The organism is Rhizobium sp. 01N447_2 (assembly GCF_056399245.1).
In genome coordinates, this window is the sequence record NZ_JBFTQY010000017.1 from 102,246 (window position 1) to 128,261 (window position 26,016).

The 26,016-nt window shown below is 62.0% G+C and carries 22 protein-coding genes; 18 read left to right on the plus strand and 4 right to left on the minus strand.

Translation table 11 applies throughout. The annotated features are described in order from the left end of the window. Nucleotides 1-6: 6 nt before the first annotated feature. From AC1ECN_RS14080 to AC1ECN_RS14115, 8 genes are all read left to right on the plus strand, one after another. Complete coding sequence (locus AC1ECN_RS14080) at nt 7-1,167, plus strand: acyl-CoA dehydrogenase family protein (protein WP_130657781.1); 1,161 nt, start codon at nt 7-9, stop codon at nt 1,165-1,167. Nucleotides 1,168-1,171: 4 nt separating this feature from the next. Then, nucleotides 1,172-3,226 (plus strand): acetate--CoA ligase family protein, encoded by a 2,055-nt coding sequence (locus AC1ECN_RS14085; RefSeq protein ID WP_130707048.1) that lies wholly within the window; start codon nt 1,172-1,174, stop codon nt 3,224-3,226. 6 nt (nt 3,227-3,232) lie between these two features. Beyond that, the gene (locus AC1ECN_RS14090; RefSeq protein ID WP_018070712.1) at nt 3,233-4,015 is read left to right on the plus strand and encodes a carnitinyl-CoA dehydratase; all 783 of its coding nucleotides are present in this window, start codon (nt 3,233-3,235) and stop codon (nt 4,013-4,015) included. A 118-nt stretch (nt 4,016-4,133) separates the two neighbouring features. Next, nucleotides 4,134-5,723 carry an ABC transporter substrate-binding protein gene (locus tag AC1ECN_RS14095; protein ID WP_018070711.1) on the plus strand — a complete coding sequence of 530 codons (1,590 nt, stop codon included), beginning with the start codon at nt 4,134-4,136 and terminating at the stop codon, nt 5,721-5,723. A gap of 96 nt (nt 5,724-5,819) precedes the next feature. Further along, the gene (locus AC1ECN_RS14100; protein WP_477953264.1) at nt 5,820-6,842 is read left to right on the plus strand and encodes an ABC transporter permease; all 1,023 of its coding nucleotides are present in this window, start codon (nt 5,820-5,822) and stop codon (nt 6,840-6,842) included. Nucleotides 6,843-6,910: 68 nt separating this feature from the next. Next, nucleotides 6,911-7,474 (plus strand): ABC transporter permease, encoded by a 564-nt coding sequence (locus tag AC1ECN_RS14105; protein ID WP_477953383.1) that lies wholly within the window; start codon nt 6,911-6,913, stop codon nt 7,472-7,474. Continuing rightward, on the plus strand, nt 7,467-9,098 hold the full coding sequence (locus tag AC1ECN_RS14110; RefSeq protein ID WP_130657783.1) for an ABC transporter ATP-binding protein: 1,632 nt from the start codon (nt 7,467-7,469) through the stop codon (nt 9,096-9,098). Before AC1ECN_RS14105 ends, AC1ECN_RS14110 begins: the two co-directional genes overlap by 8 nt. A 51-nt stretch (nt 9,099-9,149) precedes the next feature. After that, nucleotides 9,150-11,153 carry a CocE/NonD family hydrolase gene (locus AC1ECN_RS14115; RefSeq protein WP_477953267.1) on the plus strand — a complete coding sequence of 668 codons (2,004 nt, stop codon included), beginning with the start codon at nt 9,150-9,152 and terminating at the stop codon, nt 11,151-11,153. Nucleotides 11,154-11,156: 3 nt separating this feature from the next. Here AC1ECN_RS14115 and AC1ECN_RS14120 read toward each other — a convergent pair whose 3' ends face one another. Next, nucleotides 11,157-12,068, minus strand: a complete 912-nt coding sequence (locus AC1ECN_RS14120; RefSeq protein ID WP_477953269.1) for an alpha/beta hydrolase — start codon at nt 12,066-12,068, stop codon at nt 11,157-11,159. Between the two features lie 224 nt (nt 12,069-12,292). Between AC1ECN_RS14120 and AC1ECN_RS14125 the strand changes: the two genes are divergently transcribed. After that, a complete protein-coding gene (locus AC1ECN_RS14125) occupies nt 12,293-12,817 on the plus strand; it encodes an RNA polymerase sigma factor (RefSeq protein WP_477953271.1) in 525 nt (174 codons plus the stop codon). After that, nucleotides 12,814-14,934 carry a vWA domain-containing protein gene (locus tag AC1ECN_RS14130; protein WP_477953273.1) on the plus strand — a complete coding sequence of 707 codons (2,121 nt, stop codon included), beginning with the start codon at nt 12,814-12,816 and terminating at the stop codon, nt 14,932-14,934. The genes AC1ECN_RS14125 and AC1ECN_RS14130 overlap by 4 nt, the downstream gene beginning before the upstream one ends. Nucleotides 14,935-14,997: 63 nt before the next feature. Here AC1ECN_RS14130 and AC1ECN_RS14135 read toward each other — a convergent pair whose 3' ends face one another. Further along, the gene (locus tag AC1ECN_RS14135; protein WP_477953275.1) at nt 14,998-15,924 is read right to left on the minus strand and encodes an SMP-30/gluconolactonase/LRE family protein; all 927 of its coding nucleotides are present in this window, start codon (nt 15,922-15,924) and stop codon (nt 14,998-15,000) included. Between the two features lie 226 nt (nt 15,925-16,150). Here AC1ECN_RS14135 and AC1ECN_RS14140 point away from each other — a divergent pair, with 226 nt between their 5' ends. Then, a complete protein-coding gene (locus tag AC1ECN_RS14140; protein ID WP_477953277.1) occupies nt 16,151-17,227 on the plus strand; it encodes a LacI family DNA-binding transcriptional regulator in 1,077 nt (358 codons plus the stop codon). 75 nt (nt 17,228-17,302) lie between these two features. Here AC1ECN_RS14140 and AC1ECN_RS14145 read toward each other — a convergent pair whose 3' ends face one another. Beyond that, on the minus strand, nt 17,303-18,334 hold the full coding sequence (locus tag AC1ECN_RS14145) for an L-idonate 5-dehydrogenase (RefSeq protein ID WP_130657790.1): 1,032 nt from the start codon (nt 18,332-18,334) through the stop codon (nt 17,303-17,305). A gap of 10 nt (nt 18,335-18,344) precedes the next feature. After that, a complete protein-coding gene (locus AC1ECN_RS14150) occupies nt 18,345-19,286 on the minus strand; it encodes a 2-hydroxyacid dehydrogenase (RefSeq protein ID WP_130657791.1) in 942 nt (313 codons plus the stop codon). 135 nt (nt 19,287-19,421) lie between these two features. Here AC1ECN_RS14150 and AC1ECN_RS14155 point away from each other — a divergent pair, with 135 nt between their 5' ends. From AC1ECN_RS14155 to AC1ECN_RS14185, 7 genes are all read left to right on the plus strand, one after another. After that, nucleotides 19,422-20,186 carry an SDR family oxidoreductase gene (locus AC1ECN_RS14155; protein WP_018496302.1) on the plus strand — a complete coding sequence of 255 codons (765 nt, stop codon included), beginning with the start codon at nt 19,422-19,424 and terminating at the stop codon, nt 20,184-20,186. 13 nt (nt 20,187-20,199) lie between these two features. After that, a complete protein-coding gene (locus AC1ECN_RS14160) occupies nt 20,200-20,757 on the plus strand; it encodes a gluconokinase (RefSeq protein ID WP_130657793.1) in 558 nt (185 codons plus the stop codon). Then, nucleotides 20,747-21,640: an NAD(P)-dependent oxidoreductase gene (locus AC1ECN_RS14165; RefSeq protein WP_477953280.1), complete on the plus strand. Its 894-nt coding sequence runs from the start codon at nt 20,747-20,749 to the stop codon at nt 21,638-21,640. Before AC1ECN_RS14160 ends, AC1ECN_RS14165 begins: the two co-directional genes overlap by 11 nt. A gap of 108 nt (nt 21,641-21,748) precedes the next feature. Continuing rightward, nucleotides 21,749-23,245, plus strand: coding sequence for a sugar ABC transporter ATP-binding protein (locus AC1ECN_RS14170; protein ID WP_018486092.1), 1,497 nt, complete (start codon nt 21,749-21,751; stop codon nt 23,243-23,245). An 18-nt stretch (nt 23,246-23,263) separates the two neighbouring features. After that, on the plus strand, nt 23,264-24,304 hold the full coding sequence (locus AC1ECN_RS14175; RefSeq protein WP_029873595.1) for an ABC transporter permease: 1,041 nt from the start codon (nt 23,264-23,266) through the stop codon (nt 24,302-24,304). 51 nt (nt 24,305-24,355) lie between these two features. Further along, nucleotides 24,356-25,453 (plus strand): ABC transporter substrate-binding protein, encoded by a 1,098-nt coding sequence (locus AC1ECN_RS14180; RefSeq protein WP_027688675.1) that lies wholly within the window; start codon nt 24,356-24,358, stop codon nt 25,451-25,453. Between the two features lie 95 nt (nt 25,454-25,548). Next, nucleotides 25,549-25,887, plus strand: a complete 339-nt coding sequence (locus tag AC1ECN_RS14185) for a hypothetical protein (RefSeq protein ID WP_027688674.1) — start codon at nt 25,549-25,551, stop codon at nt 25,885-25,887. The last annotated feature ends 129 nt before the right edge of the window (nt 25,888-26,016 follow it).

The window sequence follows — 26,016 nt, forward strand, 5'->3', positions numbered from 1 at the left end:
ATCGGCATGAATTTCGGACTGAGCGAAGAACAGGAAATGATCGTCGAGACGGTCCGCGCCTTCGTCGAAACCGAAATCTATCCGCACGAAAACGAGGTCGAGCGCAGCGGCATCGTGCCGCCGGAGCTCGGAGACGAGATCCGTCGCAAATGCATCGATCTTGGCTTTTACGCCTGCAATTTCCCGGAAGAAGTCGGCGGCGCCGGTCTCGACCATGTCACCTTCACGCTGGTCGAGCGGGAGCTCGGGCGCGGCTCCCTCGGGCTGACGGTTTTCTTCGGCCGGCCCTCCGGCATCCTGATGGCCTGCGAGGGCGAGCAGCGAGAGCGCTACCTCCTGCCCGCAGTGCGCGGCGAGAAGATCGACGCGCTTGCCATCACCGAGCCGGACGCCGGTTCGGATATGCGCGGCATGAAATGCGCCGCCCGCCGCGACGGTGGCGACTTCGTCCTCAACGGTACGAAACACTTCATCTCCCATGCCGATGTCGCCGATTTCGTCATCGTCTTTGCAGCAACGGGCGAGGAGGAAACACCGAAAGGTATCAAGAAGAAGATCACCGCCTTCCTGGTGGATCGTGGCACGCCGGGCTTCGAGATCCTCAAGGGCTATGATTCCGTTTCGCATCGCGGCTACCACAACTCAACGCTCAACTTCACCGATTGCCGGATTCCCGAAGCCCAAGTGCTGGGCGAGGTGCATCGCGGATTCGATATCGCCAATCAATGGCTCTACGGCACGCGGCTGACGGTGGCCGCCACCTGCGTCGGCCGGGCGCGGCGCGTCTTCGACCTGGCTTTGCCCTATGCCGCCGAACGCAAGCAGTTCGGCAAGCCGATCGGCGCCAATCAGGGCGTGTCGTTCAAGCTCGCCGACATGATTACCGAGATCGACGCGGCCGACTGGCTGACCCTTGCCGCCGCCTGGCAGGTCGATGCCGGCCGCCCCGCAGACCGGCAGATCGCCTCGGCCAAGCTCTATTCCTCCGAAATGCTCGCCCGCGTGACGGACGAGGCGATCCAGATCTTCGGCGGCATGGGACTGATGGACGACCTGCCGCTCGCCCGCTTCTGGCGCGATGCGCGCGTCGAACGCATCTGGGACGGCACCTCCGAAATCCAGCGGCATATCATCAGCCGCGATCTGCTTCGACCGCTGGGAGCGTGAGCCGATGATGCCTCGCCCGCTCGACCGCCTGCTCAGACCGCAAACGATCGCCGTCTTCGGCGGCCGTGAGGCGCGTAGGGTGATCGAGCAGTGCGACCACATGGGCTTTGCCGGCGAGATCTGGCCCGTCCATCCCAAACTCGACGAGGTGCTCGGGCGGTCCTGTTATCGCTCCGTATCCGACCTGCCTTCGGCGCCGGATGCCGCCTTCGTCGGCGTCAACAGGACGCTAACCGTCGAGATCGTCCGCAGCCTTTCTGAGGCCGGTGCCGGCGGGGCGGTCTGTTACGCGTCGGGTTTCAGCGAGGCGACGGCGGAACTCAGCGACGGCGCCGAGCTGCAGCAGGCCTTGCTGGACGCAGCCGGCGACATGCCGATCCTCGGGCCGAACTGCTACGGGCTGATCAACGGTCTCGATGGCGCGCTGCTCTGGCCCGATCAGCATGGCATGCAGCGTATCGAACGTGGCGTCGCGATCCTTACGCAGTCCTCCAATATCGCTATCAACCTGACCATGCAGACCCGCGGCGTGCCGATCGCCTATGTCGTCACCGCGGGCAACCAGGCGCAGACATCGCTTGCCGATGTCGCCTGCGCACTGATCGACGACCCGCGCGTCACGGCGGTCGGCCTTCATGTCGAAGGCTTCGGCGATCTCTCTGCACTCGAACGCCTGGCCGCCATGGCCCGGCGGTCGAGGAAGCCCGTCGTCGTGCTGAAGGTCGGCAGATCCGAGCAGGCAAAACGCGCGGCGGTTTCGCATACCGCCTCGCTCGCCGGCAGCGATGCCGTCGCAGACGCCGTGCTCGCCCGCCTCGGCCTTGGCCGTGTCCAGACCTTGCCGGCGCTGCTCGAAACCTTGAAGCTGCTGCATGTCGCCGGCCCGCTCGCAAGCCATTCGATCTCGTCGATGAGCTGTTCCGGTGGGGAGGCTTCGCTAATGGCGGATGCCGCCGTCGGTCGCAACGTGGAATTCCCGGCGCTGCAGCCACAACAGTTACCCCGTCTGCGGCGGGTCCTCGGCGAGATGGTGACGCTGTCCAATCCGCTCGATTACCACACATTCGTGTGGGGTGATCTTGCACGCCAGACCGAAGCCTTCAGCGCCATGTTCGAGGGCGGCTATGCCCTCAATCTCGTCGTCCTCGACTTCCCCCGCGGTGACCGCTGCGATGCGTCCGAATGGGCGATGACGGCAGACGCGGTCATGACGGCCGCTGCAGCAACCGGTGCGCTGGCCGGCCTTCTGGCAACCCTTCCGGAAAACATGCCGGAGCCCATCGCCGATCGGCTGATGGCAAATGGCATCATTGCCTTCTGCGGTATCGACGAGACCATCACGGCAGCGGAAGTTGCCGCCGGCATCGGCCAGGCGTGGGATCGCCCGCCTCCCCTGGCGCTGCTCGATGTGTCTTTTATGGATGGCGAGATCGAGACGTTGACGGAAGCCGATGCGAAGGCTGAGCTTGCCGCCTTCGGCCTTCCGATTCCGCGAGGGCGGTTGGCCTCCTCTCCCGATCAAGCGGCCGAGCAGGCTGAGCGGCTCGGCTTTCCCGTCGTGCTGAAAGCGCTCGGCATCGCACACAAGACCGAGGCCGGAGCCGTCGCACTCAACCTAAAGGATACTCAGGCGGTGTCGAATGCGGCGGCGGCAATGCCGCCGAATGCCGGTTATCTCGTCGAGAAAATGGTTGATCCGCCGGTTGCCGAGCTCATTGTCGGCGCCATCCGCGACCCTGTCTTCGGATTGTCGCTCACGCTTGGAGCCGGCGGAATCTTCGTTGAATTGCTTGAAGATTCCATCATCCTGCCCCTTCCGGCGACGAAAACTGACATTCACGCAGCGATTTCGCGTCTCAAGCTCGCAAAACTGATCTATGGCTATCGCGGGCGGCCAAAAGGCGACCTCGAAGCCGCTGTCGATGCTGTCTCAGCAGCGGCAGATTATGTCGTAAGGAACGCGGCATGCCTGGAGGAACTGGACATTAATCCGTTGATGGTCCTTCCCGAAGGGCTTGGCGTTGCCGCAGTCGATGCTCTGATACGGCGGAGGAGGTAGCATAGGTTGAGCGACCACATTCGCACACGACATGACGGCGGAGTACTCGAAGTCGTCATCGACCGGCCGAAGGCGAATGCCATCGACCTTGCGACCAGCCGTGCCCTGGGGTTGATTTTCCGAGATTTCCGCGACGATCCGGCATTGCGTGTCGCCATCGTCTCGGGCGCCGGCGAGAAATTTTTCTGTGCCGGCTGGGATCTCAAGGCGGCCGCATCAGGCGATGCGGTCGACGGAGATTACGGCGTCGGCGGCTTCGGTGGGCTGCAGGAACTGCGCGACCTCAACAAGCCGGTCATCTCAGCGATCAACGGTATCTGTTGCGGCGGCGGTCTGGAGATCGCGCTGTCGACCGACCTGATCCTCGCCGCCGAACATGCGACCTTTGCCCTGCCGGAAATCCGCTCGGGAACGGTTGCCGATGCGGCTTCCATCAAGTTGCCGAAACGCATCCCCTACCACATCGCCATGGACATGCTTTTGACCGGGCGCTGGCTCGACGTTCACGAGGCGCATCGCTGGGGTTTCGTCAACGAGGTCCTGCCGGCCGAGCGGCTGATGGAGAGAGCATGGGAGCTTGCCCGGCTGCTCGAGAGCGGGCCGCCGCTCGTCTATGCGGCCATCAAGGAAATCGTGCGCGAAGCGGAGGGTTCGACGTTCCAGACTGCCATGAACAAGGTCACCAAGCGGCAGTTTGCGACGGTCGACAGGCTCTATTCGAGCGAGGACCAATTGGAAGGCGCACGGGCCTTCGCCGAGAAGCGAAGCCCCATTTGGAAAGGAAAATAACCAGGCGGCAGCAACCGCACTGTTTTCCCGCATGATGCGGGCACCGGAGGTGGAGAGGAAACCGCCTGCGGACCTGCCCGGAAGTTCTGTCAACGCACCATAAAGAAGGAACTGGGGAATGAACGACTATACGAAATATCTCACAAGCCGCGTCACCGCCGGCGGGCTCAGCCGCCGCGAATTCATGGGACGCGCCATGGCGGCGGGCATCACACTTGCCGTCGCCGACAAGCTCTTTACCGAAAGTGCGCAAGCCGCCGAACCGAAGCGCGGCGGCCACCTGAAGCTCGGCCTCGAAGGTGGTGCAGCCACCGATTCCAACGATCCGGCAAAATTCCTGTCGCAGGTGATGTTCTGCATCGGCCGCTGCTGGGGGGACATGCTGGTCGAGTCCGATCCGCTGACGGGTGCTGCCGTGCCGGCGCTCGCCGAATCCTGGGAGCCGTCAAAGGACGCGGCGACCTGGACCTTCAAGATCCGCAAGGGCGTCAAGTTCCACAATGGCAAGGAACTGACGATCGACGACGTTGTTGCGACGCTGAAGCGTCATACCGATGCGAAGTCGGAATCCGGCGCGCTCGGTGTTCTCGGCTCGATCAAGGAGATCAAGGCCGACGGCGGCAATCTCGTCTTGACGCTCAGCGAAGGCAATGCCGACATGCCGCTGCTGCTGTCGGACTACCATCTGGTCATCCAGCCGAACGGCGGCGTCGATGATCCGCTGGCGTCGATCGGCACCGGCCCCTACAAGATGACGAGCTTCGAGCCCGGCGTCCGCGCCACCTTTGAAAGGAACAAGGACGACTGGCGCACCGACCGAGGTTATGTCGATTCGATCGAAATCATCGGCATGAACGATGCGACCGCCCGCATCGCCGCACTTTCGTCCGGCCAGGTGCACTACATCAACCGCGTCGACCCGAAGACCGTCAGCCTCTTGAAGCGTGCCCCGAACGTCGAGATTCTCTCGACTGCCGGTCGCGGCCACTATGTCTTCATCATGCACTGCGACAAGGCGCCGTTCGACAATAACGACCTGCGCCTGGCCCTCAAATACGCCATGGACCGCGAGACCATGGTGCAGAAGATCCTGGGCGGCTACGGCAAGGTCGGCAACGATTTCCCGATCAACAACACCTATGCACTGTTTCCCGAAGGCATCGAGCAGCGCACCTACGATCCCGACAAGGCTGCCTTCCACTTCAAGAAATCGGGCCATAGCGGCTCGGTCCTCCTGCGCACTTCCGAAGTCGCCTTCCCCGGCGCCGTCGATGCGGCCGTCCTCTATCAGGAAAGCTGCAAGAAGGCCGGGATCGAGATCGAGGTCAAGCGCGAACCGGGCGACGGCTACTGGACCAACGTCTGGAACGTCCAGCCCTTCTCGACCTCCTACTGGGGTGGTCGCCCGACGCAGGACCAGATGTATTCCACAGCCTATCTCTCGACGGCGGACTGGAACGACACCAAGTTCAAGCGCCCTGACTTCGACAAGCTGCTGCTGCAAGCCCGCTCCGAGCTTGATGAAGCCAAGCGCAAGGACATGTATCGCACCATGGCGATGACGGTGCGCGACGAGGGTGGGGTGATCCTGCCGATGTTCAACGACTTCGTGAACGCCTCCACCAAGCAGGTGAAGGGTTATGTCCACGACATCGGCAACGACATGTCGAACGGCTACGTCGCGACCCGCGTCTGGCTGGACGCCTGATGGCAAGGGGCGTATGCCCCTCCGATCTCTAACGAAGCCGGGACCGTGGGATGAAAACCCGCGGTCCTCCCGACGTTTTAGCGCGAGGTCCTCGCCATGACCAATCCTGCCCCAAGCATCTTGCCCGGCCTCAGGTTCCGGCAGCGTTTTCCGCTGCTTGCCCTCATCCTCGAGCGCTTCGTGCTCAGCCTCGTCCTGCTTTTTGCCGTCTCCATCCTGATCTTCGGCGGCCTGGAAGCTTTGCCCGGCGATTTTGCCACCACCTATCTCGGCCAGTCGGCGACGCCGCAGGCCGTCGCCAATATTCGCCAGGATCTCGGACTGAACCGCCCGATCACCACGCGCTACGTCGAGTGGCTCGGCAACGCCGTCCAGGGTGACTTCGGCACGTCCTGGGCCAGCAAGAATTCGGTGAGCGAACAGATCGGCAAGCGCCTCGGCAATTCGCTGTTCCTGGCGGGTTTCGCAGCGGTGATATCCGTGCCGCTCGCGGTCGGCCTCGGCATGCTGTCGGTGCATTTCCGTAACCGCCTGCCGGATAAGATCATCAACGTGATTTCGCTTGCGGCGATCTCGCTGCCGGAATTCTTCATCGGCTACCTCCTGATCCTCTTCTTCGCCGTGAACCTTGGCATGGCGACCTTTCCGGCGACCGTCTATGACAGCATGAGTTTGGTCGAGCGGTTGAAGGCGATCGCACTGCCGACGGCGACCCTCGTGCTCGTCGTCCTCGCGCATATGATGCGCATGACGCGGGCGGCAATCCTCTCCGTCATGTCCTCCGCTTACATGGAGACCGCAGAGCTGAAGGGCCTCAGCGCCTTCCGCGCGATCGTCAAGCATGCCGCACCCAATGCGCTGGCGCCGATCATCAATGTCATCGCGCTGAACCTTGCCTATCTCGTGGTCGGCGTCGTCGTTGTCGAAGTGGTCTTTGTCTATCCCGGCATGGGGCAATATGCATGGCCGGTATCGCCATCGCCTTCATCTTCGCAATCTTCGCACCCTGGCTCGCCCCCTATGGCGAGACGCAGGTCGTCGGCGACGTCTGGCAGCTGCCGGATAATCAATATATCTTCGGTCTCGACAATCTCGGTCGCGATATCTTCTCGCGCCTGATCTACGGCGCGCGCACGACGCTGACGGTCGCATCCGCGGCCACCATCATCTCCTTCTCGCTCGGCATCATCCTCAGCTTCACCGCCGCTGTCTCGCGCGGCGTTATCGACACGGTCCTCTCACGCTTCAATGATCTGATGATGTCGATCCCGACGCTGATCTTCGCGCTCGTCGTTCTTGCGGTGCTGCCGCAAAACATCGTCGTGCTGATCCTTGTCATGGCGATCCTCGACTCCACTCGCGTCTATCGTCTCGGCCGTGCGGTGGCTCTTGATGTCGCCGTGATGGAATTCGTCGAGGCGGCGACGCTGCGCGGCGAAGGCAAGCTCTGGATCATCTTCCGCGAGATCCTGCCGAACACGCTGTCGCCGCTGCTGGCAGAGTTCGGGCTGCGCTTCGCCTTCTCGATCCTGTTCCTGTCGACGCTCTCCTTCCTCGGCCTCGGCATTCAGCCGCCGGCGGCCGATTGGGGCGGCATGGTCAAGGACAACAAGGACGGCATCATCTTCGGCATCTCGGCAGCGCTGGTGCCGGGCACGGCGATTGCCGTGCTGGCCGTCTGCGTCAACCTCGTCGTCGACTGGCTTCTGAAACGCACATCCAGCCTCAAGGGAGGGCGCGGCGATGCCTGAGCTTCTTTCCGTTCGCAATCTGAAGATCGAAGCAACCAGCTATCCGCCGGGCGAACCGCCGAAGCGGGTGACGATCGTCGACGGCGTTTCCTTCGACCTCAAGAAGGGCAAGGTCCTCGGCCTGATCGGGGAATCGGGCGCCGGCAAATCGACGATCGGTCTCTCCGCACTCGCCTATGGCCGGGGCGGCGCCGAAATCACCGGCGGCGAGGTCTTGCTCGACGGCGACAATATCCTCGCGCTCGGCAAGAACGGCATCCGCCAGATCCGCGGCGCGCGGGTCTGCTATGTCGCGCAGTCGGCAGCCGCTGCCTTCAATCCGGCGCATCGGCTCGGCGATCAGGTGATCGAAGCTTCGGTCAAACATGGATTGATGACCAAGGACAAGGCGCGTGCGCGAGCGCTTTATCTGTTCGGGGTTCTCGGCCTGCCCAATCCCGAAACCTTCGGCGAGCGTTTTCCCCACCAGGTCTCCGGCGGCCAGCTGCAGCGGGCGATGACGGCGATGGCGCTCTGCTCCAACCCCGAACTCATCGTTTTCGACGAGCCGACAACGGCGCTCGACGTCACCACGCAGATCGACGTGCTGGCGGCGATCAAACATGCCATCGAGGAAACGCACACGGCCGCCCTCTATATCACCCACGACCTTGCCGTCGTCGCCCAGATCTCGGACGACATCATGGTCCTGCGTTATGGCAAGCAGGTCGAATATGGCAGTGTCCAGCAGATCATCGAGGCGCCGCGGGAGGACTATACCCGCGCCCTCGTCAATGTCAGGCAGGCCTATCGCGAGGAAGCCGCCGACCAGTCTGCAGCACTTCTCAAGGTGGAAAATGTCAGTGCCGAATATTCCAACGGTTTCAAGGTGCTGCACGATGTCACGCTGCACGTGCCGAAGGGGCAGACGCTTGCGGTCGTCGGTGAATCCGGTTCGGGCAAATCGACGCTAGCGCGCGTCATTACCGGCCTCTTGCCGCCGAGCAGCGGGCGCGTCGTCTTTGACGGCAGACCGCTGATGCCGGGTCTCAAGAGCCGGCCGAACGACGATCTGAGGCGCATCCAGCTGATCTATCAGATGGCCGATACGGCGATGAACCCGCGCCAGACGGTCCGCGACATCATCGGCCGGCCGCTCACCTTCTATTATGGCCTGAGGGGTGCTGAGAAGACGGCAAGGGTGAAGGAGTTGCTCGACCAGATCGAGATGGGCAAGGGCTTCGTCGATCGCTACCCGGCCGAACTTTCCGGCGGCCAGAAGCAGCGGGTGGCGATCGCAAGAGCGCTTGCCGCCAAGCCCGAACTCATCCTCTGCGACGAGCCGACCTCGGCGCTCGACCCGCTGGTGGCGGAGGGTATCCTCAAGCTGCTGCTGCGCCTGCAGGAGGAAGAACAGCTGTCCTATGTCTTCATCACGCACGACATCGCCATCGTCCGGGCGATTGCCGACAGCGTGGCGGTGATGCATCGTGGCAAGCTGGTGCGGTTCGGACCGAAATCAAAGGCGCTGTCGCCGCCCTTTGACGACTACACCGATCTGCTATTGAAATCCGTGCCGGAAATGGAAATCGGCTGGCTGGAACGGGTGCTTGCCACGCGGCGCATGGAGAGCGCCGGTAACTGACATGACGAGGGCCGAACCCTCGTCTCATGGAATATGCATCAAGGAATGAGCATGACCTCGCGCGGCTTCACCACCATCGAGAATGAATGGATTATACTGAAGGATGGGACGCGGCTTGCCGCGCGCATCTGGATGCCGGATGGTGCGGAGAAAGATCCCGTTCCCGCCGTCTTCGAATTCCTGCCCTATCGCAAGCGGGATGGAACCAGCCTCAGGGATGAGTCGACCTACCCGGTATTCGCGGCCGCAGGCATTGCCGGCGTGCGCGTCGACATCCGCGGATCCGGAGAATCCGGCGGCGTCATCGACGGCGAATATACCGAATGCGAGCTTGCCAATGCCTGCGAGCTGATCGCCTGGATTGCCGCGCAGCCATGGTCGAACGGCTCGATCGGCATGATGGGCATCTCCTGGGGCGGCTTCAACAGCCTGCAGGTCGCAGCATTGCGCCCGCCCGCGCTGAAGGCCGTCATCTCGATCGCCTCGACCGTCGACCGCTACAATGACGACATTCACTACAAGAACGGCTGCCATCTCTCCGCCCAGCTCTCATGGGCGGCAACGATGCTCGGCTACCAGTCGCGGCCGCCCGACCCGGCGCTTGTCGGCGAGCGCTGGAAGGAAATGTGGCTGGAACGTCTGGCGGGCGAACCCTTCTTCATGGAGGAGTGGCTGGCCCATCAGCGGCGCGACGATTTCTGGCGTCACGGCTCGATCTCAGAGGATTTTTCGAGCGTGCAGATCCCGACGCTGGTGATCGCCGGCTGGGCGGACGGCTACCGCAATACGCCGCTGATGGCAGTTGAAGGCCTGGGCAAAAAAGCCAAGGCGCTGATCGGCCCCTGGGTCCACAAATATCCGCACTTTGCCTGGCCGAAGCCGCGCACCGATTTCCATGGCGAAGCGATCGCCTGGTGGAACAGATGGCTGCGGGGCGAGGATAATGGGATCGACAGCTTGCCGCAGGCCCGCGCCTATATTCTCGATGCCATCCGCCCTGCCCCGCGACGTGACAGCGATCCGGGTTTTTGGGTCRCCAAGGACGTCTGGTCGATGCCGCAGATGCAGTGCTTCTATGTCGAGCAATTCGGCAAGCTGACGGAAGGCATGCCGATCCCGCATGCGCCAGAGCATCCCGTCTATCTCCGCTCTCCGCTCGATACCGGGACGGCATCCGGTGAATATTTCACGCTGAAGCCCGACGCCGAAATGGCGGTCGATCAGCGCTTGGACGATGCCGGCTCGCTGGTCTTCGATACGATGCCGCTTGCTGGCGATTACGATTATCTCGGCCGGCCCGTGCTGACGCTTGCGCTGCGGTCTCGGGCGGCGGGCGGGAATCTCTGTGCCCGGCTCGTCGATGTCCATCCGGACGGCACGGCAACGCGTGTCGCCTTCGGCGTCGTCAATCTTACCCACCGGGACGGCAATGCAGATCCCAAGCCGCTGATGCCAGGCGAGAGGGTGTCGATCMGGCTGGTGCTCGATGCCTGCGGTTATCGCTTCCGTAAGGGGCATCGCATCCGCCTTTCGCTTTCCACCGCCTATTGGCCGATGATCCTGCCGCCGCCTGATGACGAGGGCATCGAGGTCGATATCGCCGCACTCGGCCTCGGGCTGCCGATGCTCGGCGAGCACCAGCGGATAGACATCAAGGAACCGGCCAATCCCGATCCGCTGCCGAAATACATCGAGCATGCGGGCGCCGCGACCAAGCGGCAGGTCGTCCGCGACCTCTCGGCCAACCGAACGAACTATCACATCCACGAGGATACCGGGCTCGCCGAACACCCTGAGACAGGTCTCTCGACCCGGCAATTGCGGGAGGAAGTCTGGTCGATTTCACCCGACAATCCGCTGTCGATGACCGGGACGTCGACCTGGACCTGCGACATGCGCCGCCCCGGCTGGTTCGTGCGAACGGTCGCGACCGCACGGATTGCCTGCACCCGGACCGACTGGGTTATCAGCGCTGTCGTCACCGCCTTCGAGGACGATGTTCAGGTCTTCGAAAAGGTCTTTGCGGAAAAGCGGATCGCGCGCGACCTGATGTGACCATCAGGCCGCCGCAAAACGCCTTGTGGCCTCGCAGACGGCGCGGAAGCCGTCGCGTGCGCCATCGCTCATGTGGCGGGCGCGCAGCCAGGCATGCACCATCTGCGGCTCCTCCCGGAACCAGACTTCGACGCCCTCCGCGGTGAGCCGGGCGGCATAGTGCCGGCCGTCGTCCCGGAGCGGATCGAAATGCGCGACCGTGATGAAGGCCGGCGGCAGCCCGGCAAGCGAAGCTGCCTGCAGCGGCTCGGCGATCTCATTGCCTGCCGGTGACTGCAGGATCTGGCGGTAATAGGCGACATCCGCCGTCGTCAATCCCGGCGCCGCCGCCATTTCGACATAGGAGCCTGCAGCAAGGTCGCCGCCGAGCGCCGGATAGATCAGGACCTGGCCGACAACGCCGGACAGGCCCTCGTCGCGCGCCCGCAAGGCGAGGCCCGCCGCCAGATTGGCCCCGGCGCTGTCGCCGATCAGCACGACCTTGCTGTTGGCGGAAAGCAGATGCTTCAACACGGTAAAGCCGTCATCCGTCTGCGCCGGCCAGCGATATTCAGGGGCCAGCCGGTAATCGACCGAAACGAGTTCCGCACCGGCAAAGTCGGCAATCTCGGCGCAGATGGCATGATGGCTCTCGAGCGAACCGACAACGAAGCCGCCGCCGTGAAGGTAGAGCAGAATGGTCCGCGTGCTGATTTTGCGCGGACGGTAACGCCGGATCGGGATGCGCTGGAGCATGCCGTCCGCAAAGATCATCTCCGGGGGCAGCGGGCGGTCAAAGCGCGCACAAAGAGCGTCGTACCAATCTCGCTGCTGCTCGATCGACGCTTGAACGGCGTCTGGCGGATAGAAGGCATCGCAAATCGCCAAAAACTGCAGGATGCCCCTTTCGGTGGGGACAGGCGGTTGAGCGGACATGGAGGTCCTTTCGCGATTTGGGACGATGTAGGTCACGTCCTCGGCCGACTCTGTCCTCATCATGCGCCTTTGTGACGGGGACGATCTGTCTGGCCGCGACCCATGAATGTCGCCCCACTCAAAATTTCCGATAATTTTTTTGCCATCAACCAAAGGAAAGCCATCCGAGAAACGTCTCAATCTCGAAATAGCATCTTGCTTGGTAGCATGGGGTAGGTGCGGAATTGGACGCGGAGCTCATCGAACGAGCGCAGGGCGGTGACCGGGAGGCCTTCGGGCAGCTGGTGTCGCGCCATTATGATTTCGTCCATGCGACGGCATGGCGCTGGTCGGGCAGTTCCACGGATGCCGACGACATCGCCCAGGAGGTCTGCGTCAAGCTCGGCGCGGCCATCCGCAGCTTTCGCGGCGCCAGCCGCTTCAGGACATGGCTCTATACTCTGACACTCAAYGCCGCCCGCGACCATAGACGCAAGCTTGCACGAGAGGAGCACACATTTCGCGCCTACGCCGCCGAACCGCAGCCCGATGCGCCGGCGGGAAATGACGACGAGCTATCGAGCGAATTATGGGCAGCCGTGCGCGCCTTGCCGGAAAGGCAATGCGACGCCGTGCTGCTCGTTTACGGCGAAGGTCTCAGCCATTCGGCTGCTGCCGATATCATGGGCTGCTCGGAGGCGACCGTGTCCTGGCAGGTCCATGAGGCGCGCAAAAGGCTGAAGACCGTGCTCGGCAAGGAAGAGGTATGACCGTGGACAAGGAACTCGAAAAGCTCTCCCGCCTGACACCGCCGGCAGCGACGCCGGAGGCGCGTGCGCGTGCGCTTGCTGCCGCGATGCAGGCCTTCGACACCGCAGAAAATAATGCGCCGGCAGCCCAAGGAAATGCGAAAGGCTGGCGTCAAAGCTCCATCATCCACTGGATATGGAGCCCTGTCATGAACAAGAAATTCCTCGCTGGTTCAGCCCTTGCGACGCTGCTCGTCATTCCCGCCGCCGGTTATTTCACCTTCGAGCTGACCCGCAACCAATTGCCGATCGTCGACCAGACTGAGATTGCCGGAAACCTTACGAAAAGTGAGGCGTCGAAACAACCGGCCGCAACCGCCGGTCAGCCGGTTACGGTCGCGCCGCAAATACCGACCGGGAACGACAGCCTGGCTGAGCAATCTGTTGCTGTCGCGCAAGCGCTGCAGGACAAGGAGGCACCGGACCTCGCGAAATCCGATTCGTCGCAGACATCCGAATTCGATGCCAACGCCGCCCTCACGAACAAGCCGGAGGGTTCTGCCGCGGCACTAGGGGCGGCCAAACGCTCTGTACCGGCCGCTCCCGGCGTCGCCCCCCAACAGCAATTGGCCGAACCGATGGCCGCGATCGCCCCCTCGCCTGCTCCGCCTGCGGAAGGGCGTGTCCAGATGCAGCTCGATCCCAATCGCGAGCGGTTTGCCAATGCAGCGGCTAATCCGATCAAGAGCGTCGCGACGGAGCCGGTTTCGACCTTCTCGGCCGATGTCGACAGCGCGTCCTATGCCTTCGTCCGCCGGTCGTTGACAGGCGGGGCGATGCCCGATCCACTATCGGTCCGCGTCGAGGAGATGATCAATTATTTCCCCTATGACTGGCCGGGTCCCGATAATGCCGATCAACCTTTCAAGGCGACGGTGACTGTCATGCCGACCCCGTGGAACCACGACACGGAATTGATGCATGTGGCGATCAAGGGCTATGACATTGCGCCGGCGACCACGCCGCATGCCAATCTTGTCTTCCTGATCGACGTGTCGGGCTCGATGGACGAGCCGGACAAGCTGCCGCTGCTGAAGAGCGCCTTCCGGCTTCTGGTCAACAGGCTGAAACCCGACGATACCGTCTCGATCGTCACCTATGCCGGCAATGCCGGCACGGTGTTGACGCCGACACGCGTGGCGGAGAAATCGAAGATCCTGTCGGCGATCGACAGGTTGGAGCCCGGCGGCTCGACCGGCGGCGCCGAAGGCATCGAGGCGGCCTACGATCTTGCCAAGCAGGGCTTCGTCAAGGACGGCGTCAACCGGGTGATGCTGGCGACGGACGGCGACTTCAATGTCGGCCCGTCGAGCGACGAGGACTTGAAGCGCATCATCGAGGAAAGACGCAAGGACGGCATCTTCCTCACCGTTCTCGGCTTCGGGCGGGGCAATCTCAACGATTCGCTGATGCAGACGCTGGCCCAGAACGGCAATGGCAGTGCTGCCTATATCGACACCTTGGCGGAAGCGCAAAAGACGCTGGTCGAAGAGGCCGGATCGACGCTGTTTCCGATCGCGAGCGACGTCAAGTTCCAGGTCGAGTTCAACCCGGAACGGATCGCCGAATACCGGCTGATCGGCTACGAGACGCGGGCGTTGAACCGCGAGGATTTCAACAATGACCGTRTCGACGCCGGTGATATCGGCTCCGGCCACAGCGTTACGGCGATTTACGAGATCACGCCCAAAGGCAGCCCCGCAGTGATGAATGACGACCTGCGCTATGGGGCTGCCGATAAGGCGCCGGCCGCGGCCGCTGACAGCGCCCATCACGGCGAACTTGCCTTCGTCAAGATGCGCTACAAAAAGCCGGGAGAGGACAAGAGCGCGCTCATCACCACGCCTGTCGACGACAACAACGCGGTCGCCACCCTCGACGTCGCGCCGCAGGATGTCCGTTTCTCGGTGGCCGTCGCAGCCTTCGGCCAGAAACTGAGCCACGTCGCGGCCGTCGACACCTATTCCTATCAGGCGATCGCCGATCTCGCCGCGGCATCGCGAGGGGCGGATGCCTTCGGCTACAGGTCGGATTTCCTCGGTCTCGTCCGGCTGGCGGACGGCCTCAGTCAACGATGAGGCAAGAGGCACAAAACCGCGCTCAGCAGAGGCCGTCCCAAAAGGGCGGCCACTGCTGAGTGATCATCCCAGTCTCGATCCGTTGGCGGTGAGATAAACAGCGTAGAGAGACGTGCTCGCAGTGATGAAGAGACGGTTCAATTTCTCGCCGCCGAAAGCGACGTTGGAGACGCCCTCGGGAATATGGATCTTGCCGATCAAAGTGCCATCCGGATCATAGGCGTGCACACCGTCGCCGGCGCTCGTCCATATCCGGCCTTTCCGGTCGACGCGAAAACCATCGAAAAGGCCTGAGGTACATTCTGCGAAAACGCCGAGATCGGTCAACCTTCCCTCATTCGAGACCGCGAGCTTTCTGATGTGACGCGGACCGCCGGGCAGATGCGTTGCCCCGGTGTCGGCGACGTAGAGCAGCGTCTCATCCGGGGAGAAAGCCAGTCCATTCGGCTTGACGAAATCGGAGGTCACCTGATCGGTCGAGCCTGTTGCCGGATCATGCCGGTAGACGTGGCATCCGCCGATTTCCGCTTCGCCATAGTCGCCCTCGTAGTCGTGGAGGATGCCGTAGCTCGGGTCGGTGAACCAGATGGTCCCATCGGACTTGACGGTGACGTCGTTTGGAGAATTGAGCCGTTTGCCTGCAATTCGATCGGCCAGAACGGTGATCCTGCCGTTGAAGTCCGTGCGCGTGACACGGCGCGTCAGATGTTCGCAGGTGATGAGCCGGCCCTGATCGTCGACCGTGTTGCCATTCGAATTGTTGCTGGGCGAGCGGAATACCGATGTATGCCCGCTGGTATCGTCGTAGCGCATCATGCGGTTGTTGGGGATATCCGAGAAAACCAGATAGCGCCCGGCGGCAAACCAGGCCGGTCCCTCCAGCCAACGGCCGCCCGTCCAAAGCCGCTCGACGCGGGCGTGACCGACGAAGCAGCTTTCAAAACGCGGGTCGAGAACCTCAAACCTCGTACCGTCAATTTGCCCGAACATGATGCTCCTCCGTTTCCTTCAAATTGTTATCGATATCATCTTGTCGCGTTTTGAGGGCTTCGTACAGATGCCGATCGGCCGGCCTTTGCGAAAAAGCCCCAGGAATCCTGGTTCTTGGACTTTGGAATGGTGCATTCCTGCAATAATATCGATTGTACGATGATAGCGATAACTTTATCGTGTCTTAGACCACCCAACTCGGAAGCTTGTTTGAAAGCGGAGACCAGTGAAAAACGAGGATGAGCCGAAAGACAAGCGTCTAAAGCCGGGAGACGCGCAAAAGCTGACGATGGCGGAGGTCGCCAAATATGTCGGCGTCTCTGCCATGACCGTTTCACGTGCCTTTCGCCAGGATGCGAGCGTTTCCGAGGAAACCCGGAAGCGCATCATGGAAGCCGTCGACGCGCTCGGTTATGTGCTCGATCTGTCTGCCGGCAGTCTTTCGTCAAGGCGGAGCGGCTTCATCGCCGCCCTGGTGCCCTCGATCAACAATTCGAATTTTTCCGACACCGCACGCGGCATGACCGATGCGCTGCAGAATACCGGCCTTCAACTCCTTCTCGGCTATACCGACTATTCGGCGGAGAAAGAGGAAGAGCTGATCGAGGCGATGCTGCGCCGCCGCCCCGAAGGCATCATCCTGACCGGTGGTTCGCACACGGCGCGCGCGCGGCGGATGCTCGTAAAAGCCGGCATTCCCGTTGTCGAGACCTGGGAACTTCCGGAAGATCCGATCAATCAGGTCGTCGGCTTTTCCAACAGTGAGGCGATGTCCCTGCTGGTGCGGACGCTTGCCGGTCAAGGGTATCGGAAGTTCGGCTATATCGGCGGAACGACGGCGCGCGATACGCGCGGCAGCCAGCGGCGAAGCGGTTTCCAGAAAACTGTCGAAGAACTGGGCCTCGGACCGGGACGGATGATTTCCTTCGGCGTGCCGCCCATCACGATGGAACAGGGCGGCCAGGCAATCGTCAGCCTGCTGGAGCGCTGGCCGGACACGGAAGTGGTTCTCTGCGTCTCCRACCTTTCCGCCTTCGGCGCCATCATGGAATGCACGCGCAGGGGAATGAAGGTTCCGCGGGACATCGCCGTTGCCGGTTTCGGCGATTATGAGATCTCGTCCATCTGTCATCCGCGCATTACCACCATCAACGTGGATTGTTATGGCATCGGTCGCCAGGCCGCCGCCCGCCTGCTGGATACCCTCCATACCGGTGAGGCGACCGGCGATGAGATCACATTGACAGGCTATAAGGTTGTCTTGCGCGAAAGCACGGACCGGAACGGCGCGCCGACCGCTTGAGATTAAAGCGCCGCGCGTCTTTTCAGATGCGCGACGATGCAACACTTTGAATGGCTGCAGGGATCATACAGTCGGTCAGAAGGCGATCTGCACTTTCATGGACTTGCTGCGGTCGCCCGCCAGCTCGAAGGCGGCAACGGCCTCTTCGATCCCGAAAACACCTGTCAACAGCGGCTTCAGATCGACGCGACGCGCGTTGATCAGTTCGACGGCGAGCGCAAATTCCTCGTGAAAACGGAATGTCCCGCGCATCTCGATTTCCTTCGAAACGATCATGTTCTGCGGGATAGAGACATCGCCGCCAAGGCCGAGCTGCACGAGAATGGCGCGGGGCTTAAGCGTCTCCAGGCCGGCGCGCACCGCCTTCTCATTGCCCGACGCTTCGAACATGACATCGAAATATCCCTTGTCAGCGCTGTAAGCCGCAAGGTCGGCAGCATGGGTGGCAACGTTGATCGTTCTATCGGCGCCGCTGGTGCGGGCGATTGCCAGAACGCTGTCGGTCACGTCGGTCGCGACGATCTCACGGGCGCCGAGAACGCGCGCCGCGACGATCGCCAACATCCCAATGGGGCCGCAACCGGTGACCAGCACCCGTTTGCCCAGCAGCGAGCCGGCGCGGCTTGCCGCATGCAGCGTCACGGCAAAGGGTTCGGCAAAGGCGGCCTCGTGAATGGAAATGCCGTCTGCGACCTTGTGGCATTGCCAGCGCTCCGCCACCAGCCGCTGGCGAAAGCCACCCTGAATATGCGGCATCGGCATGGCGCTGCCGTAAAACCGCATGTTGAGGCAGTGGTTTTGCTGTCCTTTCAGGCAATATTGGCAATGGTTGCACGGCCGGCTCGGGGAAACCGCAACACGGTCTCCGACGGCAAGGTCGGTGACGCCGGAGCCCAGCGCCTTGACCGTTCCGGCGATCTCATGGCCGAGGATCATCGGTTCGCGCAAGCGAACGGTGCCAAACCCACCGTGGTTGTAATAGTGCAGGTCGGAACCGCAGATGCCGCCGGCTTCGATGGCAATCTCCACCTGCCCGGCGCCAGCAACCTCCGGCTCGCGCTCTTCGATCCTCAGATCCTTGGCGGCATGAATGACGATGGCTTTCATATCGGGACCCTCACACGACGGGAGTTGGAAGCGGGCTACCTGCAAAATGCGCAGCGAGATTGTCTCTGACCAATTGGCCCATGGCCTTGCGGGTCTCGACAGTGCCAGAGCCGTGATGGGGCTGCAACACGACGTTTTGCAACGTCAGGAAACGGGCATCGATCTTGGGTTCGTTCAGGAAGACATCAAGGCCCGCAGCCTGGATGGTGCGGTCTCGAAGGGCTGCGATCAGCGCTTCTTCGTCGACGGTCGTCCCGCGGGAGACGTTGATCAAGATGCCGTTAGGGCCGAGCGCTTTAAGCACCTCAGCATTGATGATCTTCATGGTCGCCTCCCCGCCGGGGACGATGACGATCAGAAAGTCGGCCCAATCGGCAAGCGCGATAAGGTCGGGCTCGTAGGTATAGGCAACATCCGTGTGGTCATGGCGAGCGAAATAGGAGATGTCGCAGCCGAACGCAGCAGCCCTTCTGGCGATTGCCTTGCCGATCCGGCCCATGCCGGCGATCCCCACCTTCTTGCCCGAGACGCGCGTCACCAGCGGCATGGCGACACTGCCCCACTGGCCGGAGCGAACGAGGACATCGGCCTGAGGGACCTGCCTTGCTGTGGCAAGCAGCAGTCCGATGGCGATATCGGCGACATCTTCGGTCAGCACATCGGGGGTATTCGTGACGCGAATGCCGTTGGCGCGGGCATAGGACAAGTCGATTGCGTCGGTGCCGACGCCGTAACAGGAGACGATTTCCAGTTTCGGCAATTGCGCCATCAGTTCTGCGGACGCTCCCAGTTCGCCGCGGGTCGCTATGGCGCGGATATCCTTGCCGACCCTGGAGATCAGCTCCTGCCGGTCTGTCGCTTCCCAGAGGCGATGGATGCGGTAGTTCGCCTCCAGATCCACCATGTCCCATTCCGGATAAGCTCCGGCCATCAAGATTTCTACCTCAGGCATTCCGTTTCCATCCCGCATTTTGACAGTTGATTATGTTATCGATAACATATAATTCGGAAAAGGGATGTCAAGTGAGTTTCACCGTCAGCGGCAGTTGAAGCCGTTGCCCGCGGAGAGACCGGAGGAGTGATTTGCATGAAGAACTTGTTTGATCTTACCGGACGGCGCGCCCTGATCACCGGCTCGAGCCAGGGGATCGGCTATGCCCTGGCCGAAGGCCTGGCGCAGCATGGCGCCGAGGTGATCATCAATGGCCGCACGCCCGAAAGCGTCAAACGTGCGGTCGAGAGCCTCAAGGATCAAGGCCTGTCTGCCCATGCGGCGATCTTCGACGTGACCAGCAAGGACGCTGCCAAAGAAGGTATAGACGCGATCGAAACCGATATCGGGCCGCTCGACATCCTGATCAACAATGCCGGCATGCAGTTTCGCACGCCGCTGGAAGATTTTCCGGCGGACAAATGGGAGCTGCTGCTGACCACCAATATTTCGAGCGTATTCTACGTCGGCCAGGCAGCGGCCAAACCCATGATCGCCCGCGGACAGGGCAAGATCATCAACATCGCCTCCGTTCAAAGCGAACTGGCGCGCCCCGGCATTGCTCCCTACACGGCGACCAAGGGCGCGGTGCGCAATCTGACCCGCGGCATGTGCGCCGACTGGGCCAAATACGGTCTGCAGATCAACGCTATTGCGCCGGGCTATTTCAAGACGCCGCTCAACCAGGCGCTCGTCGACAATCCCGAGTTCTCGTCCTGGCTCGAGAAGAGGACGCCGGCCGGACGCTGGGGCAATGTCGAGGAGCTGGTGGGTGCCGCCGTTTTCCTGTCGGGCCGCGGCTCGTCGTTTATCAACGGGCACACGCTTTATGTCGACGGCGGCATCACGACCTGCCTCTGATAGAGACGAGACCATGGGCTTCGAGCAAAAGGCATCGCCTCTGGCCATTGTCGTCATGGGCGTCAGCGGCTGCGGCAAATCCTCGGTTGGAGAACATCTCGCCGCTCGAAACGGCGTGCTGTTTCTGGAGGGCGACCAACTCCACCCGGCTCAAAATGTCGAGAAAATGGCGCAGGGCATACCGCTTGCTGACGACGACCGCCTGCCCTGGCTCGACCGGATCGGCGAAGAAATAAGGACCGCGCAAGAAACGTCGCAAGGATTGGTGGTTTCCTGTTCGGCGCTGAAGAGAAGCTATCGCGACAGGCTAAGACAGGCCGCGGGCGGGCGCCTGGCCTTTGTTTTCCTCGAAGGATCCCGCGACCTGCTGCTGTCGCGGATGCAGGCTCGCCAGGGCCATTTCATGCCGGCGTCGCTGCTCGACAGCCAGCTGCAGACGCTGGAGCCGCCGACCGGTGAAGCTGGTGTGGTGACGGTGGCGATCGATAATGCGTTGGATGATATTGTGGCGCTGGCTTGTCAGGGACTGAGCGGCATGGCCGTCAAGGGAGGAGATTATCATGCAGGATGACTACAGAGCAGATGTCGCCGTCATCGGTGCCGGCATCATGGGAACGGCGATCGTCACCCGATTGATCGAAACCGGGCATAAGGTATCGGTCTTCGACCTGGATACCGAAAAAGTCGCGGCTTTGGAGGCCAAGGGCGCACGCGCGGCCGGCTCCGTGGAGGAAGCGGTCTCACGGTCGGCGTTTTGTGTGCTCAGCCTCAATCACGCCAGCATCGTCCGCGCCGTCGTCTTCGGCGAAAAGGGTGTTGCGGCGGCGGCAAATGTCGACAAGGTGTTGATCGACATGTCGTCGATCGACCCGGCCGACACGGCTGACATGGCGATGCGGCTGCGTCGGGAAACCGGCATGGCATGGGTGGATTGCCCGCTCTCCGGCGGCGTGCCGGGTGCGCTGAGCGGACGCCTGACGATCATGGCTGGCGGCAGCGCTGAGGATTTCGAACGGGCGCGCGTGGTGATGCGGCATCTTGCCGCCAATTACACGCTGATGGGTGCATCCGGCGCCGGGCAGACCACGAAGCTGATCAATCAGCTGTTTTGCGCCGTGCTGTTTCAGGCCGTCGCCGAAGCGGTCAAGCTCGCTGAAGCCGGCGGCGTCGATCCGGCCGCCATTCCGGCAGCCCTTGCCGGCGGCAGGGCTGATAACCGGATAATGCAGGAATTCATGGCAAAATTCGCTGCCCGGGATTTCTCTCCGACAGGCAGAATCGACAACATGTTGAAGGACCTGGATTCACTTCAGGCCTTCGCGCTGAAGACCAAGACGCCATTGCCGATGACCGGCTCGGTGGTCGAAATTCATCGCCTGATCTGCGCTGCCGGCCTCGGGCCGAAGGACTCCGCCGAGATGATGCGTCTTCTCGACGGATTTCAGGCCGGCTGACATCAATCTCTCCGAGAAATTCGAGATCGTCATCTTTCCGCTTGACCATCCATAAATGTTATCGATAACATATGATCAATGACAACCGCAGCTTTGGGAGGAGCCACAGTGGAAGCCAAGAGACTGCTGGAGTTCCAGTCGATCACCAAGAGCTTCGGCGGCACGCAAGCGCTGCGGGACGTCTCGATCGACCTGCGCGAGGGCGAAATCCTCGCGCTGCTGGGGGAAAACGGCGCCGGCAAATCGACGCTCATCAAGACGCTTGCGGGTATCTACAAGCCCGATAGCGGCGACATCCTTTTTCGCGGCCAGAGCTACCATCATCGTCCCCCGAAGCCGAACGAACGGCAACAGGTTGCCTTCATCCACCAGGATCTCGGTTTGATCGAGTGGATGACGGTCGGCGAGAACATGGGCCTGTCACAGGGCTTCTCGATGCGTCGCGGCCTGATCGATTGGAACAGGACCCAGGCGCGCGCCAAGGAAGCCTTGAAACTGGTCGGCTGCGATTTTGACCCCACCACGCGGGTCTCGGCGCTGTCGCGCACCGAAAAGTCGCTTGTCGCCATTGCCCGTGCGCTTGCCGTCGAAGCCGACGTTCTGGTGCTCGACGAGCCGACGGCGAGCCTTCCCGCCGATGAAGTCGATCGGCTGTTCAATGCAATCCGCCCCTTAAAGGATCGCGGCGTCGGGATGATCTACGTCTCCCACAGGCTGGACGAGATTTTCCGGATTGCCGATCGGGTCGCTGTTCTGCGCGACGGATGCATGGTGGGACAGAAGCCCGTCAGCGAGACCACCCCCGACGAGCTGGTGACGATGATCATCGGCCGCAGCGGCGACAGCCTCTTTTCCAAGACGGCGATTACGCCCGGCAAGGCGATCGTCAAGGTTCGTGATCTCGTTTGCGCCGGCACAGGCGCGATATCGTTCGATATCCGCGAGGGCGAGCTTCTGGGCCTGGCTGGATTGCGTGGCGCCGGTCAGGAACGGATCGGCCGCGCGCTGTTCGGTTGCGAGCCCTTCAACGGCTCGGTTCTGCTGCATGACGAGGCCCCCGACCTTTCCAGCCCGCGGCGGGCCATGGCGTCGGGCATCGGCTTGATCGCCCGTGACCGGACGGAGGAGTCCGTGGCGCTCTCACTTTCCATTCGGGAAAATACCTACCTCAATCCGGGCGCCGTCGGACGTGGGCTTTTGTCCTTCCTGTCGCCGCGCGGCGAAGCTGATCTTGCCCATAAGATCGGTCATTCCGTCGGCCTGCGGCCGAACGACCCGGATCTGCCGGTGGAGGCCTTGTCGGGCGGCAATCAGCAAAAAGTCGTCGTCGGCCGCTGGCTGGCGACCGGCCGCAAGCTGCTGGTCGCAGAAGATCCGACCGCCGGCGTCGATATCGGGGCGCGTGCGGAGATCTACCGTCTGATCACCCAGGCGCTCGAGGCCGGCCTCGCGGTTGTCGTGGTGTCGACGGACTTCGAGGAAATCGCCCATATCTGCCACCGCGCGCTGGTTTTCTCGCGCGGCAAAATCGTCAGCGAACTGACTGGAAGCGCTCTGACGACGGAGGCGGTCATCACGGCCGCATCCGCATCGGAAGCCGCTTGAGCCACCGGGAGAACAGCCATGCAATCCATTGAATCCACGGCCCTGGAGCCGACCAAGAGCGAAATGGCAGGTCTGTCCACAGGACAGAAGATCGGACGCCTGATCCCGGTCTACGGGCTGGTGATCCTGACCGTCGGGCTGATCGTCATCTTCTCGATCCTTCTGCCCGATACCTTCCCGACCCTGTTGAACGTCCGCTCGATCGTGTCCGACAAGGCCATCATTGCGCTTCTGTCGTTGGCTGCGATGATCCCGATGGCATCGGGTCGCATCGATCTGACCGTCGGCTATGGCATCGTGCTCTGGCACATTCTTGCCATCAGCCTGCAGACCGCCTACGGCCTGCCCTGGCCGGTCGCGGTCGTCATCGTTCTGGCGCTCGGCGTTCTTACCGGCTGCATTAACGGTCTGCTGGTCGAGGTTGCGAAGATCGACAGCTTCATCGCGACGCTCGGCACCGGAACGGTTCTATACGCGCTTGCGCTCTGGCACACCGGCGGGCGGCAGGTGGTCGGCGTCCTGCCTGATGGTTTCTATGCGCTGAACGGCACCATGCTGTTCGGCCTGCCGATCACCGGCTTCTACGTGCTCCTGATCGCAATCTGCATGTGGATCGTGCTCGAATACCTGCCGATCGGCCGCTATCTCTACGCCATCGGCGCCAATCCGAAGGCGGCCGCACTCAATGGCATTCCGGTCCGCAAATTCGTGATTGGTGCCTTCGTCACCTCGGGGCTGCTTGCGGCTCTGACCGGGGTCCTTCTCGCCTCGAAGCTGCGGATCGGCCAGGCGAGCGTCGGCCTCGAATATCTCCTGCCGGCGCTTGTCGGCGCGTTCCTCGGATCGACGACGATCAAGCCGGGGCGGGTGAATGTCTGGGGCACCTTGATCGGCGTCATCATCCTGGCGGTCGGAATATCAGGAATTCAGCAATTCGGCGGGTCGTTCTTCGTCGAACCGCTGTTCAACGGCGTGACCCTGCTGATTGCCATCGGCATAGCAGGTTACGCCCAGCGCAAGCGCGGAGCTGTGAGGAGGATCACACCCGCATCCAAATGAGGATGCCGGCTCATCCCGGCATTTCAGAACAAACAAAATGGAGGAGTGAACATGAAGCGCAGAACATTATTGCAGGCAACGGTCGCAACCGTCGCCGTTATGCTGAGCATGCCGGCATTGGCCGATTCAATGGCTGACGCCAAGGCCGTGGTCGAAAAGTATGCTTCCAAGGTGAGCGCCTGGGATGGCCCGACGAGCGGCCCGAAGGGCGCCACTGGAAAGAACATCGTCATTCTGGCCGCCGACATGAAGAATGGTGGCATCCTCGGCGTGGTCAATGGCGTTCAGGAAGCGGCAGGCGCGCTCGGCTGGACGGTGAAGGCGCTTGACGGCGCCGGCTCGATCGGCGGGCGGACGGCGGCGTTCGGCCAGGCCATGGCGCTGAAGCCGGATGGCATCATCATCAACGGCTTTGACGCGGTCGAACAGAAGCCGGCGATGGAAGCGGCCAAGGCTGCCGGCATTCCGATGGTTTCCTGGCACGCCGCCTCGGCGGTCGGTCCGGTTCCAGAAGTCGGTGTCTTCGCAAACGTGACCACCGATGCGATGGAAGTGTCGAAGTCCGCGGCGGATTGGGCCTTTGCCGATGCCGGCGGCAAGCCGGGTGTCATCATCTTTACCGACTCCACCTATGCGATCGCGATTGCCAAGGCCGATCGCATGAAGAAGGAGATCGAGGATCTCGGCGGCACGGTGCTCGAATATGTCGACACGCCGATCGCCGAAACCTCTCAGCGCATGCCGCAGCTCACCACATCGCTTCTGCAGAAGTATGGCGCGAAGTGGACGCATTCGCTGGCGATCAACGACCTTTATTACGACTTCATGGGACCTTCGCTCGCCTCGGCCGGCATTGCAGGCGACGGAAAACCGGTGAACGTCGCAGCCGGCGACGGTTCGGAGAGCGCCTATCAGCGTATCCGCGCCAAGCAGTTCCAGGCCGTCACGGTGGCCGARCCGCTCAACCTCCAGGGCTGGCAGCTCGTCGACGAATTGAACCGCGCCTTTGCGAAAGCTCCATGGTCCGGCTATGTGTCGCCGCTGCATGTGGTGACCAGCCAGAACGTCGAGTTTGACGGTGGACCGAAGAACAGCTTCGATCCCGACAACGGCTACCGCGATCAATACAAGAAAATCTGGGGCAAATAACCCTCCCAATCAGGGCGTATCGACCGATACGCCCTGATATTCCGACAACACACCACCATCGATCCAGCTCCGGCGAGTTTTGGAAAAGAGAACCTATGATCATTCGTTATGCTTTGTTTGAAGGCGAAATCCATTCCGGTCGGGAAGAAGAATTCCGCGAATTCGTGCGGCAGCGGCTCGTTCCTCTCTGGACGAAATTTCCGGGCGCCGAGGAAATCCGGGTGCTGGACGGGATGGAGCGCGACGAAGGCGCCCCGATCTATGCCATGGCGCTCGCCATTCGTTATCCCGATATGGATGCGGTGAAGGCAGCACTTCTCTCCGACGTGCGGTCGCAGAGCCGAGAGGTCACCGGCGAACTCCTGCAGCTCTTTACGGGCAAGGTGCATCACCACGTATTCTCGGCCAACGAATACGCGCCGCATAAGGCCTGACATCAGGCGAGCCGGACGTTCAGACGGTTCGGGCGCCTGAAAGGGCGTCAGTTGAGCTAAGACGCTTAAGCGCCCGCGGACGAACGTCCCAGGCGCTTTTTTCATGCCTGCCAAACGCGACCATCCTGC